This is a genomic window from Clostridium sp. AM27-31LB (genome assembly GCF_003480745.1).
Lineage (GTDB): Bacteria > Bacillota > Clostridia > Lachnospirales > Lachnospiraceae > Butyribacter > Butyribacter intestini.
In genome coordinates this window covers 20272-35562 of the sequence record NZ_QUJS01000003.1, presented here as the reverse complement: position 1 = coordinate 35562, position 15291 = coordinate 20272, and the positions used below count along the sequence as shown (strand labels likewise).

General features: G+C 36.8%; 12 protein-coding genes. 1 reads left to right on the top strand and 11 read right to left on the bottom strand.

The window, feature by feature from the left end; translation table 11 throughout:
* Positions 1-265: 265 nt before the first annotated feature.
* The 10 genes from DW721_RS05835 to DW721_RS05790 all read right to left on the bottom strand — a co-directional run bounded on the left by DW721_RS05835 (position 266) and on the right by DW721_RS05790 (position 11290).
* Positions 266-628 carry a hypothetical protein gene (locus tag DW721_RS05835; RefSeq protein WP_118745150.1) on the bottom strand — a complete coding sequence of 121 codons (363 nt, stop codon included), beginning with the start codon at positions 626-628 and terminating at the stop codon, positions 266-268.
* A 433-nt stretch (positions 629-1061) separates the two neighbouring features.
* Positions 1062-2477: an alanine/glycine:cation symporter family protein gene (locus tag DW721_RS05830; protein ID WP_118745149.1), complete on the bottom strand. Its 1416-nt coding sequence runs from the start codon at positions 2475-2477 to the stop codon at positions 1062-1064.
* 211 nt (positions 2478-2688) lie between these two features.
* On the bottom strand, positions 2689-3012 hold the full coding sequence (locus DW721_RS05825) for a hypothetical protein (protein ID WP_118745148.1): 324 nt from the start codon (positions 3010-3012) through the stop codon (positions 2689-2691).
* Positions 2990-4309, bottom strand: coding sequence for an MATE family efflux transporter (locus tag DW721_RS05820; RefSeq protein ID WP_118745147.1), 1320 nt, complete (start codon positions 4307-4309; stop codon positions 2990-2992). The genes DW721_RS05825 and DW721_RS05820 overlap by 23 nt, the downstream gene beginning before the upstream one ends.
* A complete protein-coding gene (locus tag DW721_RS05815; RefSeq protein ID WP_118745146.1) occupies positions 4306-5514 on the bottom strand; it encodes an ABC transporter ATP-binding protein in 1209 nt (402 codons plus the stop codon). Before DW721_RS05815 ends, DW721_RS05820 begins: the two co-directional genes overlap by 4 nt.
* An 8-nt stretch (positions 5515-5522) precedes the next feature.
* A complete protein-coding gene (locus DW721_RS05810) occupies positions 5523-6242 on the bottom strand; it encodes an HAD family hydrolase (RefSeq protein ID WP_118745145.1) in 720 nt (239 codons plus the stop codon).
* 108 nt (positions 6243-6350) lie between these two features.
* Positions 6351-7667 (bottom strand): ABC transporter substrate-binding protein, encoded by a 1317-nt coding sequence (locus DW721_RS05805; protein WP_118745144.1) that lies wholly within the window; start codon positions 7665-7667, stop codon positions 6351-6353.
* A 122-nt stretch (positions 7668-7789) separates the two neighbouring features.
* Positions 7790-8752 (bottom strand): carbohydrate ABC transporter permease, encoded by a 963-nt coding sequence (locus DW721_RS05800; RefSeq protein WP_207665614.1) that lies wholly within the window; start codon positions 8750-8752, stop codon positions 7790-7792.
* Positions 8753-8882: 130 nt separating this feature from the next.
* Entirely contained in the window at positions 8883-9764 is an 882-nt protein-coding gene (locus DW721_RS05795) for a sugar ABC transporter permease (RefSeq protein ID WP_118745143.1), read from the bottom strand.
* A gap of 23 nt (positions 9765-9787) precedes the next feature.
* A complete protein-coding gene (locus DW721_RS05790; protein WP_118745142.1) occupies positions 9788-11290 on the bottom strand; it encodes a CehA/McbA family metallohydrolase in 1503 nt (500 codons plus the stop codon).
* A 312-nt stretch (positions 11291-11602) separates the two neighbouring features.
* Here DW721_RS05790 and DW721_RS05785 point away from each other — a divergent pair, with 312 nt between their 5' ends.
* Complete coding sequence (locus DW721_RS05785; RefSeq protein WP_118745141.1) at positions 11603-13558, top strand: fructose-1,6-bisphosphatase; 1956 nt, start codon at positions 11603-11605, stop codon at positions 13556-13558.
* A 312-nt stretch (positions 13559-13870) separates the two neighbouring features.
* Here DW721_RS05785 and DW721_RS05780 read toward each other — a convergent pair whose 3' ends face one another.
* On the bottom strand, positions 13871-14830 hold the full coding sequence (locus tag DW721_RS05780; RefSeq protein ID WP_118745140.1) for a hypothetical protein: 960 nt from the start codon (positions 14828-14830) through the stop codon (positions 13871-13873).
* Between the last annotated feature and the right edge of the window lie 461 nt (positions 14831-15291).

Sequence of the window (15291 nt, the reverse complement as noted above, 5' to 3'; positions counted from 1 at the left end):
AATTACAGTGTTTATACCATGTTTATTAGTCTGCATATAGCACTGTTTATTTCTATATTTTTATATTGTTTTTGGTGATTTTGCACAAAGAATATTTATAAGGCAATAGATTTTATAATGGTGATTTTTGAGTATTTTATGGTGAAATCGTTTTTATATATAAAAACAGCAAATCTTAATATGGGTTCTTGATATATTTGTTCCCATTGTTAAGATTTACTGTTTTTTCTGTGAATATTTGCTTTTCTGGCAAGAAATATCGCTCTTACAGACATGCCGCCGATATTTTTTTAATTATCTCCCTTACATATTCTTCTGACTTTGACACCTTTTTAGCTATATCCGGCACTGACATATTGCAATCGGTATATAAAGTCTCTATCCTGCCCTCTTCGCGTCCTTCAAGGCGTCCTTCCTTGCGTCCTTCCCGCACTCCTTCGTTTCTTGCCTGTTCTTCACCAGCCTTTATCTCTTCCTTAAAAAATTCTCTTAATACTTCATTCATAATCCCAGTCCCTCCATTCTTTATACTGTCAAATAATTCTTGGTTTGACGATACCATTATTCCTAACAGTGAATTTATGCAATCTTTTTCAAATGGCTCTTGCAGTTCAAAGGCTTCATCCAAAAAATTTTCTCCTACTTCTGCCGTTCCGGCTTTTTCGCCATATTAACATAATACTGTCAGCTTTTTCTATCTGCATTTTTCACATACCGTATTCTTATTTTCTGTGTAATTCTTACAATGAACATATACCTTTTTATGAGATTTAATGAGATTTCAAAATTCTATACAAAATCAAGTATTATATTAAGATTTCTTTTTGTTACATTTTACTTAACGCATATTTCACTAAATAGCACAGCACAATGAGGATTAAATGAAAATTCAAAAAAGAAGCTTATGTCTTAACTTCTATCCATCCTATTGTTAAAACATAAGCTTCTTATATTTCTTATATATATTATATTTATTCGACCGGCTCTGCCATTATCTGCATTTTAAGTATCTACAAAATAATCATAATATTTTATTAAATGGTGCAGACTGAAAACTCACCCTATTTTAAATGTTTCTTTGCTTTAAAGAAATCTCTTGTTTCTTTTACGACAACACCGCTTAACGCAAATATTGCTATCATATTTGGCAGTGCCATAAGTCCGTTAAATATGTCTGCGATTACCCATACCGCACTTACTGTCATGTAAGGTCCGATAAATACTGCAAGTATATATACCCAACGGAATACTTTTACTTTTTTCATATTTCCATTTGTAAGATATTCCAAACAACGCTCACTATAATAATCCCATCCGAGTATCGTTGTAAAAGCAAAGAATACAAGACAGAGCATCAAGACAAATGCGGATACTTCTGCCGGGAACGGAAGACCCTGCTTAAACGCATATGTTGTCACCTGAACCCCCTCAAGTCCCTTAACTTTCCATGCTCCTGTGAGTACGATTGAAAGTCCTGTCATTGTACAGATAATTATTGTGTCAATAAATGTTCCTGTCATGCTGACAAGTCCCTGTCTTACAGGTTCGTGTGTCTGAGCTGCTGCTGCCGCTATAGGTGCACTTCCAAGTCCCGCCTCATTTGAGAATATACCACGGGCAACACCTTTTTGCATTGCAACGAGCATACTTCCCGTCACGCCGCCTGCAACTGCCTGCGGATTAAATGCAGCTTTTACAATTATCACTATGGCATCAGGAATTTTTGTTATATTGCATATGACAAGCACTACTGCAAATATAAAATAAATTATTGCCATAAAAGGAACTATTATCTGACTTACACTTGCAATTCTCTTAATTCCACCTATAAGTACGGCTCCAACGCAGAACGCAAGAATAAGTGATGCAATTACTACCGTCCATGAATATGTACCTATTCCGGGGATTGATACCGTATGTGCCTTATTTGGATCAAAAAAATTCTGAACAGCACTTGATATTCCATTCACCTGACTGAATGTTCCTATTCCAAAAAGTCCTACACAGACTCCAAAAAATGCAAATATTTTTGCAAGCCATTTGAATTTCTTACCCATTCCAAGCTCTATATAATAAAACGGCCCGCCAAGACTGTGATTGTCTTTATCTACCACACGGTATTTGACCGCCAGAAGTCCCTCTGCATACTTTGTTGCCATTCCGAACAACGCTGTTACAACCATCCAGAAAAGTGCTCCGGGTCCGCCTGCTCCAACAGCCGTTGCCACACCTACTATATTACCCGTTCCTATTGTTGCACTAAGTGCTGTGCACAATGCTGCAAAACTTGATATTTCGCCTTTTCCGCCCTCTTCATTTTTAACCATCCATTTTAATGCAAGCCCAAGTCTGCGAAGCTGCAAAAATCCAAGACGAAATGTAAGCAAAATTCCACCTGTTATTATGATTGCCATAAGTGGAACTCCCCAGACGAAATCGTCAATGTTAGCTAATATCTTATTAATACTATCCCACATGATTTTCTCCTTTTGTATATAATTTAATATTTTTACACCAAACTAAATTATACGCAAAAAGAGTGTATCAGGCAAGAATTTTTTTTACTGCCGGCTCACAAACTTAACATAAATTGACAAATTATTTGCAAAAAAGATTATTCTCAACTATTTTGCAAGCTGCTTTACAATCTGACGCTTACTTTATCAGTCTGTTGCCAAGAACTCATTTTTACCAGCTGCATCTGCCACAGTTAGTACATTTAGTGCAGTTATTCTTTGCTTTACGCCTTTGCGGTATAAAAGCAGATGCTTTCACCTCTATATCACCGCTTTCTATATCCTGTTTTTTTATCTCAGTTTTAATATTTTCCGATATAAATATAATGCTGTCTTTCGTTTTTTTTATTTTAATCGGCGTAATTTTAAATATTCCGGGATTCATGCAGCTTTCCACAGCATACGGCTCTATTACTTTTAACAGATTATTGTCTTTGTCGTATATTTCTATACGGCTATTTCCCAAATTCAGTTCATCCGGCTTTTGTATATTCATATTTTTCACTCTTTCTTAATTGACCTATCACACATACTGCTTCAGTCAATACAGCCGCCGCAACCGGCTCTATCCATATTCCTGTAACTAAAAAAAGTTTTGGCAGCACAAATAAAAAAAATGGTGTATATATTATTGCTTCTCCATAAATTATTATTGATGCTTCCTGGTGCTGTCCTTTTCCGTTCATTATCGTTATGCTTAGTCTGTTTAATCCATAGAACAACAATGATATAGCTGTTATCCTAAGTCCCTGCACAAATGGTTCATAATTTTCACTGCTTAGTGAGAAAACTTTATGAAATACGGGTGCAGCGGCAAAAAGCAAAAGCATTACTAATATTGATACAAATAACACAAGCCTTGTCACAACACCTTTTATCTGCTTTTCTTTCTTTTCCATATTTTCTTTTGCCGCACACATACTAAAAAGCGGCTGCACTCCGTCTGCTATACCGGTGAGCATATTCTGAGCCGGATATACAAGATACGATATGACCGCATAACAAGCCACCGTCCTGCTGCCTCCATACGAAAGACATTGATAGTTTGTCAGGGCAAGTACCCAGGTAGGAAGAAGTGATATTCCAAAAGAAGCTATACCACCGAAAAAAATCTTTTTTATATATCCTGACCTTTTTTCTTCCACATCTTCTCTGCTTAATGCACCTGACTTTTTTATGATCGCACCTGCTATAATGCTTGTTACCACCTGTGAAAGCACCGTTCCAAGTGCCGCTCCTCTCATTCCCATCTGAAGTACAAAAATAAATATCGTGTTAAATACAAAATTTGAACAGACACCACTTATCGTCGCTGCCATAGCCTGTATTGGCATATTAAGATTTCTGACTATCGGGACAAGTCCTGCTCCAAATATCTGTAAGAGTGCCGCTGCCGCTATTATCCTAGTATATTGTACCGCAAGCGTATACACTTCCCCCTCTGCACCGAGTATTTTCATAAGATACGGTGCTGTCATTTCAAAAAGTACACTGTATAAAATACCTGCACACGCCAAAAAGACAAAAGCATTTTTTAAAAATTCTTTTGCCTCTTTTTCATGTTTTTTTCCAAGTGCGGAAACATAATTTATCCCACATCCGACTCCTATACCTATACCGCTCGCAAGGATAAACGCTGGCACAGGCCATGCAATATTTATTGCTGCAAGTCCGTCCTCACCTATATTTCTGCCAATAAATAAACCGTCTATTATCGTGTTAAGTCCGCTTATTACCATACATACCATTGCAGGTATGCAGTTTCTAAGCACTTCTTTTTTTGTATTTTTCATCTTATTGCTTTTTCCGTTTCTATATCAAAGAAATGAATTTTTGACTCATCAAATCCAAAGTGATACTCCTCGCCTTCTCTGAAATCACCATTTCCCTCAATGCGTATTGTTACATTGCTATTAAATTTATTTTCACTCTTCATCGTATCATTCCAGTTTTTTGCAACATTTTCCTTTGAAGAAATTTTCTTATTTTCAATACTATCACTTTCGCCAGCCGTTTCCAAGTGCAAATATGAAACTGCCCCATCCGGCTCATAAACTTTTAATCTTGCTGCAAGGCTGCTCTGAAACATCTCATCATCCATACCCTTTACCTGTAAAAATATGTCTTCAGGTCTTATTCCAACATAGACTTCTTTATCAAAATATCCTCTTTTTCTCAAAAGTTCAGCATTTTTTTCTGACAGTCTGTATCTCCCAAGTCCACCGATAAAAAGCATTACATTCCTTTTTTCCTGAATGACCTCGGCTTTCCAGATATTCATCTGGGGGGTTCCTATAAACTGTGCTACAAAAAGGTTTGCCGGTTTGTTATAAAGTTCTTTTGGGGTTGATGCCTGCTGAATTTTTCCATTGTTTAATACGACTATCTTTGTTCCAAGTGTCATTGCCTCTGTCTGGTCATGCGTAACATAGACAAATGTTGCATCTGAATGTTCATAAAGTTCTTTAATCTCCATACGCATCTGAGTTCTGAGCTTTGCATCAAGATTTGACAATGGTTCATCCATAAGAAATATCTTTGGTGTTCTGATAAGTGCCTTTCCTATCGCTACTCTCTGTTTCTGACCTCCAGAAAGCTGCCCCGGTTTTCTTTTAAGAACTTCTTTGAGTCCCAGCATATTTGCGACTTTTTCAACATTTTCTTTTATTTGTCTTTTAGGTACTTTCTTTATCTTCATACTGTATGCTATATTGTCGTACACAGACATATGCGGATAAAGGGCATAATTTTGGAAAACCATTGCTATATCTCCGTTTGCCGCCATTTTTTTATCAAGCACTTTTCCATCTATATAAATACTGCCTGCCGTTGCCTTTTCAAGACCTGCTATCATTCTTAATACCGTCGATTTACCGCAGCCTGAAGGGCCAACAAACACAACAAATTCTTTGTCTTTAATCTGTAAGTCAAAGTTTTTTACTGCAAAACTTCCACCGTCATATTTTTTTTCAATTCCATCCATCAACAATTCTGCCATAACTGTAACTACCTGCTTTCCTGTATTTTTATATTTTCCCAGTCGTGCATCAGTTGTCCCACATCAGCGATTATAAAGTCTGCACTTTCTTTCAATTCTTCTTTTTCACCGACACCACTCAACACTCCAACTGCCAATGCTCCACCGTTCTTTGCAAACTGCATATCTGTATTTGTATCTCCTACTACCATTATCTCCTCTGAATTTATACCAAATTTTCTTTTAAAATCTTCTATTATATCCGATGACGGTTTTGGTTTTAAAACCCCGTCATCAGAGCCAACATATGAAAAGAAATGTCTGATGCCTAGTCTGTCAAGACATTTAAGAGCCGTCTGCTTTGTATCAGCGGTAGCAAGCCCCACTATCAGCTTTCTGTCCGACAGCCACTTAAATAATTCATCAAGGTCAGCGGTAGGTAGGATATTTGCCGTGCTTTTAGTAACTTCTTCAAAATAAAGTTCTTCAAGCTGTTTAGAATAAAGACTTAACATTTTATCATCTGCTTCTATCTCAAAAACCTCAATGACTGCTTTCGTCATATCCCTGTAGGTCATTGCTGCAATGCTGTTTCCAACGGCTTTCACCGCCCTTGAAACATTTTCCTCATCAGCATCAATTCCTATCTTATGGAGAAACTTTGGCATCACCATTTTAGTAGCCTCATCCCACAACTCGTCAAACTTAAGAAGCGTACCATCCTTGTCAAACAAAATCCCCTTAATCACCGCTCGTCCCCTCTTTCCATGTACTTACTTAAAATATTTGTCAAACTATCATAATCTGAAATTAAATTGTGAAATATAACAAATAATTAGTTTCACAATCACTAAAAATTATTTTGAAACTGAACTCATAGCTTCCTCTGCTGTTTTCTGAGCCTCGTCAAGTGCATCTTTTGCAGATACGCCCTCAATCTCAACTTTATCTGCTGCTACCTTGAGTGCGTCATAAATCTTTCCGCCTGTAGGGTCTGTCGGAAGTACAGAACCATGTGAAGCCTGCTGTAATGGTACGAGTGCCTGTGGATTTTTCTTTGTATAATCCTTAAATTCTTTTACATCCTGTGTTGATTTTCTAACTGCAACATAACCTGTTTCCATAGACCATTTAGCCTGATTTTCAGGTGTAGTGAAATACTTTATAAATTCATAAGCACCTTTCTTTTCTTCATCTGAAGAATTTTTGAGGATAACGAGATTCTTAGCTTCTGCTGCCGGAGCTGATGCATTATTTCCAAATCCCGGCTGCTGCATTGCACCTACGATACTAAAGTCAAGGTCTGCCTGATCTCCTGACGAACCGGTATAACCGCCTGCCTTATTCTGCAAAACATCATCAATAGTTGTGTACCAGTATTCCCATCCCTGTCCGCCGGAATGAATTTTCATTATCTTATCATCGTGAATCCATTTTTTAAAGCTGTCCCACACTTCAACCCACGCATCACTGTTTACACACACTGTCTTTCCATCATCACTAAAAAGACTTCCGCCATTACTGAGCACTGCATCAACAAGATTGTCCTTGCCCCACATAGGTTCCCAGCCTGTCATGCCCTTATTTTTTTCAGTAATCTTCTTAGAAGCATCTGCTAAATCCTGCCATGTCTTAATGCTTTCAGGCTTAATTCCTGCATTTTTAAATGCTTTTTTATTGTAATAAAGTACCTGTGTAGTTCCATAAGCAGGGATTGCAAATGTCTTATTCTCATCATCAACACCCTGATTTAAAAACACATCAATATAATCATCCTTATTAAAATCAGAATCATCCTTTGTATATGCACTTATATCTTCAAGGACTTTCTTCTGATTAAGAGTCCTTGAACTATTTACATCCAAAAGTGCAATATCAGGTGCAGTACCGCCTGCGATACCAGCCTGAACTTTCTGATAAGTCTCATCATAATCTGCCTGAGTAACACACTTAACCTTATAATCCGACTGCGACTTATTAAATTCATCAACAATGTCCGCAACAACATTCACGGCAGTCTTACCGCCGGAATACCAGAACTCAACCTCAACCGGACCATTCTTTTTAGAATCAGACCCACTCTTTACGGCAGACTTAGAACTTGTTCCGCAACCCGTAAGAAGCCCCACTGTCATGCTCATCATCAACGCCATACATAATAATTTCTTTCTCATGATAATCCTCCATTTTTTACTTTATATATAATCTATTTTCCAGACATCTGCAAAACTATCATTACACTGAATTGAATTGCATAGATATAACATAGTCTATAAGCAGTTCTGCAGGTGTCTTTCTAACCTTTAACGCCCGTATCTCCACCAATACCATTGATAAACCATTTCTGGGTAAATGCGAACATCACTAAAAGCGGCACAACTATAACAGCACTTGCAGCCATAACCTTAGGCCATTCCGTACCGTAAGCTCCACCTTCTATAAAAAAGCTGCGAAGCCCCTGCGATACAAGACTTATATTTTTATCGTTAGTTATAAGTGACGGCCACATATAACTGTTATACATTGTTATAAAACTCATAAGACCAAATGTTATAAATGATGATTTAGTCATGGGCATTACGACTTTCCACAAAACCTTCATATTCCCCGCACCATCCATCTTTGCCGCCTCTATAAGCGGTGTCGGCACCTGCATAAATGCCTGTCTTAACAAAAATATTCCAAATATGTTTATCGTGTCTGAGATTATCAGACCCGTGTAGCTGTTTAAAAGTCCCAGTTTTGCAAGTATTATATAACTTGGTATATATGTTGCCGCTGCCGGCAGCATATAAGTTCCCATAACTATCGCAAATAATATTTTTCTTCCCCTAAATCTCATAAATACCATTGCATAAGCAAGCATTGCACCTGTTATTATCTGTATCGCAACGACCACAACACTTACGAATAAACTATTTCCTATGTATTTAAGCATCGGCGATGCCGTAAATATGCTCATAAAATTTCCCCACTGTGCATTTGCAGGAAATAATTTTGACACATCCATGACCTCCGCCTTTGTCTTTAATGCACTGAGTATCATCCATATAAAAGGGAATACCGTAAATATACCTGCTATGACAAGGATAAACATTTTTCCGAATGTCTTTCCGATATTCCTAAAGACTTCAATGCTTTTTTCTAATGCCGGATTTCTCTCTGATATACTGTCTTTGTCTATCTTTGTAATTGATGAAAATGTTTTTTTTGTTCCAAACCCTGTATATTTACTTTCATTTACTATATTCTGCTGCATTTTTCTCTCGCTTTCTAAAGTTTCATTTATGATTTCAAATCAAATATCCATTAAACACCTTGCAATCAAGCGAATATTCACAATCCGCTCTGCTGCCGGCTCATTGCTTCTTCATAATTCACAATCTATATCAATAATGAACCCATTTTTTAGAAATAATAAACTGAACTACCGACAGCAGTACCGTTATCGCTATAAGAACTATTGCTACGGCTGTTGCCTGTCCCATGTCATATTCTTCAAAACCGAGCTGATAATACATATAAAGAAGTGTTCTTGTCGAACCTGACGGTCCTCCCTGCGTAAGTATCTGAATCTGGTCATAAGCCTGCAATGAATTTACCATTGTCACTATCAGTAAAAAGAATGTTGTCGGTGATATACAGGGAAGTGTTACATCTCTGAAACGCTGCCATGCGTTAGCACCATCAAGCCCGTTTGCTTCGTAAAGCTCAGTCGGTACTTTTTCCAGTGCCGAAAGATAAAATATCATTGCATAACCGAGACTTTTCCACACCGTTACCACTATTACCGATAAAAGAGCCGTATCTGAACTATTTATCCATTGCAATGCAGGAAGATGAAAAAATTTTAACACCGCATTTGCAAGTCCGCTGTCGGGATTGAATATCCATGTCCACACGATAGACACCGCAACAGTCGGAGTTATCCACGGCGAAAAAAGAATGAATTTGAAAAATCCGCTTCCCCTGAATGTTTTTCTAAGAAGAAGTGCAAGTAAAAGTCCGCCGGCTATCGTTGGAAATAATGTTCCGATACTAAACCAAACAGTTGTACCTAATGCTTCATAAAATCTGCTGTCCTTAAACAGCTTTATAAAGTTATCTAAAAATACGAAGTTATATGTAGGCGACATATAGTCCCAATCAGTAAAACTTATGTATAATGATTTTAATATCGGATAAATCCAAAACACCATCAAAGGTATAAATGCCGGAAGTACAAAAAGCCACACACTTCCTATTTTTTTTAATTTACTGTTATCAAACATTTTTAATTCCCCATTTCTTTATTTTATTGACCTCGCCATAGCTGCACTGCTTCACCGAATGTCTTTAGTTTTGATTTTTTTCTTCCGTGAAATATCGGATTTACATAGCCTAAGAAACCGTAATCTTTCGACAATACCTCAAATCTTTTCCATTCCCATTCAATGGTGTGCCAGTTTGTCACAACATCTGCCATATATGTCCGTTCATCCCTCTTTTCAAGCCCGACCTCTCTTTTTACTCCATTTTCAATCAGATATAATTCAGGAATAATATTTTTTCCGTATGTTTCTTCATTTATTTTTATTGTCACACTCGCAACAATGTCATTTTTAAATTCAGAATCGCCTGTTATCTCTATCCTGTCACCGGGAAGATATTTTTTATTTTCAAAAAGAAAATAAACTTCCATTGTAATATATCTGGCAACTATGACATGACCTTTTGAAACCGCTTTCAACAGTTTAGAAGGCGTCATTCCATCCATATATACCAATGTTGCAGGGTCTCCCGGCACACTCGGCTCATCTGCCCCCTCGTACCTTTCGTCTATAAGGTTGTGCGAATCACTTCCCCCAAGTCCGAAAACCCTAAATCCCTGCTGCCACAAAAAATCTATAAATGATATAGCATCTTCATTTGCTTTTTTTGCATATTCATATGTCGGGTCATTTATTATCTCCATCAATCTTAGATTTTTCAATTTAAGGTCAAAATATGTCCATTTCCATATATGCAGGAATGGATGGTTTATACTCCAAAGCCATTCCTTTTCATCTGCTTCCCTGATGGTGTACTCTACTTCCTCACTTATCCTGTCCTCACCATCATGTTTTAAAATGTGTGTAAGTCTGCCCGGCATCCCAAGACAGCCAAATATATTAAAATGCCCCAGACTTGTCGTAATCTCAACCCCCGGTACGACCATCACTTTTGCTTCTGTCCATCCGGTGTGCAAAACATTGTGTTCGGTCGGGATATAAAAATCCATTCCCATTTGTTCTGCCTTTTTCATCGCACTTCTCGTTGTCTCCTTTCCATCAGACAATCTCGTGTGTGTATGAAAATCACCTTTGTACCATCTGCTCTCGTCCGAATAATTCTTATCAATATCAAATTCTTTGTTCCCAACCCAGTCCTGTTCTCCCACCGGCTCTTTCACTGAAGAAATGTCATCAGAAATAGTAACTTTAACATTGAAACTGTTTTTCCCAAGACGCTGCATAACATATTCCCTAAATGCACATATTATAAACTTCCATCTGCCTATAGGAATATCTCCTGCTGTCCCACCTGCTGTCGTATGCATCCCATCATTTCCTATTATGAGCGTTCTGGGACCATACCCAATTTCCCTGAACATTCTAAACTTTCCATTACTATCCTTTACAATTATATAGCAAAGCAAAGCATACTCTTTTGGTATATTTATTTTTATATTCATAATCTTTATTGGAGAACTGACATCCACTGTTTTTTCCTGCCATGTACTCCCGCCATTTTCAATATGATATATTAAAGTTTCCATGTGTAATCCTCACTTTTTATTGGTCTTAATTTCGTTGCTGTATCACACACTTGCAAGGCATATTGTCTAACAAGCCATTTATCAGCTTATTTCAGCATTTTCATTACTGTTAATATATGCTGTGACAGCTAAAACCAAATTCTTTTCTCTGACAAGGTTAATAATAGCAACCTTATGTAAAATCCATAACCATGAAATAGACAAATTTTTGTAAAATAATGTAAAATTCTTGTAACGCAGTAGTGTGTTACAAAAAAAAGCAAATTTGTGATATAATGACTCCAAAATCCGCACTAAACTAGGAGGCCTACTATGGAAAATAATAAGAAATATCTTAAACTGCTCGCCCAAAAATATCCGACGAAACAGGCTGTGAGCAGCGAGATAATAAATTTAAGTGCTATTTGCAACCTGCCAAAAGGAACAGAACATTTTATGAGCGATATTCATGGCGAATATGAAGCATTCTGCCATATTCTAAATAACTGCTCAGGTGTCATTCATGAAAAGGTTGACCTTTTATTCCGTGATACACTCAGCAATGTGGAAAGACAGGAAATCTGTACGCTGATATATTATCCCAAAGAAAAACTTGAAATGCTCCACAAGGAATGTGAACTCCCTGAAGAATGGTACCGCATGATGCTTGGAAATCTCATTGAGGTCGCAAAACTCCTCTCCTCAAAATACACACGCTCAAAAGTTAGAAAAGCGATGCCAAAGGAATTTGCCTATATTATTGATGAGCTTTTGCATGTACAGAAAGATGAGGATGACAATCAGGTTCGTTATCACAAAGTTATCCTTGATACTATATTAAATATTGATAACGGTGATGAATTTATCATCGCACTTGCAAATCTGATAAAACGGCTTGCCGTAGACCATCTCCACATTGTCGGTGACATCTTTGACAGAGGTCCTTGTGCCGATATGATACTCGACCTTCTTATGGAGCATCATTCCCTCGATATCGAATGGGGTAACCACGACATTCTCTGGATGGGTGCGGCTTGCGGAAACAAAGCATCTATAGCAAATGTCATACGAAACAATCTAAAATATGATAATACAAGAATACTTGAAAACGGTTATGGTATAAGTCTTAGAAACCTTGCTCTTTTCGGAGAAAAAACATATAAAGATAAAGAACCGATGGACGCGGCACTCAAAGCCATCTCAGTCATCTTATTTAAACTCGAGGAACAGATAATATGCCGCCATCCTGAGTATGAGATGAATGAAAGACAGCTTCTTTCAAAAATAAATTTTAATGATTTTACTATAAAAGCTGCTGTTTCTGATATAAACAACAAAAGCACTATAATTACTGACACTGATACCGTTTCAAACAGTCCTTGTAACTCCGACTGCAATCTGACTGAATTACTTTATAAATTATCAGATACCGACCTGCCTACAATAGATCCTGATAACCCACTCGCACTTACTGAGCAGGAAAACGCCATTATGGACGAATTGCAAGCCGCCTTTATCGGAAGTAACCGTCTGCAGAAGCATATAAAATTTTTATACGAAAAAGGCAGTATGTATAAGATTTTTAATAATAATCTTCTCTATCATGGCTGCGTTCCTCTCGATGAATCCGGAAACTTTGACGGTATCACGCTTGACGGAATAGTATATCAGGGCAAAAAATATCTTGATTACGCTGATAAAATGGCAAGACTTGCTTATCTTGACAATGAAAATGAAAATGCTCTCGATTTTATGTGGTTCTTATGGGCAGGTCACAAGTCACCACTCTGCGGCCGTGTCATAAAGACCTTTGAGAGAAGTATGATAAATGACGAAAGTACATGGCATGAACCCACAAACCCTTACTACAGATTTTATCATACTGAAAAGACCTGCAATATGATACTTCACGAATTTGGTCTTTTCTCACCAGAATCACATATCATAAACGGTCACACTCCTGTAAAGACAATAGAAGGAGAATCACCGATAAGAGCAAACGGCAGACTTCTTGTAATAGACGGAGGATTCAGTAAGGCATACCATGAAACCACCGGAATCGCCGGATACACACTTATATTTAATTCACATGGAATGAGGATCAAAGCACATCACCCATTTGAAAGCGTATATAAAGCACTGAGAGATAACAAAGATATTGACTCCGAATCAGAAATAGTCTATACAGCCAATCCTAGAATACTTGTTAAAGATACCGAAAACGGTAAAAAGATACAGGACGAGATTTCAGACCTTAAGATGCTGCTTAACAGTGACGCCGTAAACTAATAACAATATCGGGCAGATATTCAAAATATTCTCTGCTGCTTACCTATAACACTGTTTGAAGTAACTTCCTTGATACTGTTAAACTACTATCAATAAAAAGGAGCAAAAACAGCGTTTTGCTCCTGGCATCACACTACTTTACGAGCATTTTCCTATACTTAAAAAAAGACTGTTGCACTAAAATTTGATGCTACAGCCTTTTTTATTTTTTAATTTTCTCACTACTTATACTACAACATTTTTATTTAAAGACTCTGCTGATATTCTCCTAGCAATTTCCTTTACATACTCTTCCGACTGTCTTTAAAAAATTTATTGTTTTGTGTACTCTTTAAAATATTTTTCAATTTCATCCTTATTCAGTTTATATTTTGTTCTTATTTGATTCTTTATTTCACTTTCAGACATTCCTAAATCCTTTAGTATTCCTATTGCACCAAAAATTCTTCCCTTTTTTTCACCAATTTCAATGCCACGCTTTTCACCGCATGCCTCGCCTTTCCTGTACTGTTCTTCTCTCTCAAGCCTCATGTGTTCTTCTTCGTCATATTCAAATATTGTCATCGAGATCACCTCCGCTTTATTTTTTATGAAAAACTCTTTTAATATTCCTTCTTCTATACACTCATCTACTGATTTTTTGACTGCTTCTTCATATGTCATGCCTTGTCTGTGATATTTTCTGGTTTTTTCGACATATTTTATATATCCATCCAGCTCCGGACACCGTCTTTTTAACTCCTCATTGTAGCTTGGATTTACATTATACTGCGTTTCCATAAGCTCAAGTTCCGGATTTTCATCTTTGCATTTATAGGCATTTGACAGTTTTAATATCTGTTTCTCAGGCTGCTCTTTACTTCCATAGTATAATGTCACAAAATGTGGTGTCGGAATTTCCTGTATGTATTCAGAATACAAATTTAATTCATGCTCCGCTATATACTTTTCATATTCATTTGCCACATATATAAGCGTTCTAAGCGGCATATTGGGATTAAAAGTCGTCTGAAACTCTGTAAGCAGCATATTAAAATGTAAAATTATTGCATTATCATTTTTTCTTCCTATATAAATTGCACTGTTTAATGTAACTACTCCAAGTTCATCAGGATCAGCATACTCCGTTTTCATAATACTATTATACAATGACAGAGATTCTTTCTTACCCGAAAAAAGCTTGTATGCGACACCATCTTTGTGGTTTCTATAAATCCCTGTATTATTTTCTCTAGTCTGTGCTTTTGTTTTCTTCTCCTCAATATTTGCCATAAGCAGTCTCCTTTCATCGATGATGTACTCTCGACAGTTTCTCAAAATGAATACTTTCGGGAGCACATTATGCGGACAACAGCATGAAAACCTTAATTCCATATCATTCTCCGCTTATTCTATTGTCGTATATTAGTTTTATAAGCAAAGAATCTTTATGAAATTAGATTTTATGAATATGTGTAATCTCACATTTAGATAATAAGAGTATTTGCTTAAATATATTTTAACATGATATTTTTTGAGACGCAACAAGGTTTTAAATATTATAAAATATTTCGTAACAGTTCAGCCATAAAAAGATAATTGGCAATACAATGAGCAAGCTCAAGTATTGTCAATTATTTTTTATGGCTGAACTGTTACCGATTTTCACAAATTTCAAAATAAATATGAGGATATAGTTTATGCCACTTAAAAAGATCCTGCCATATGGCAAGACCTTTTTTCATTCATAAAAA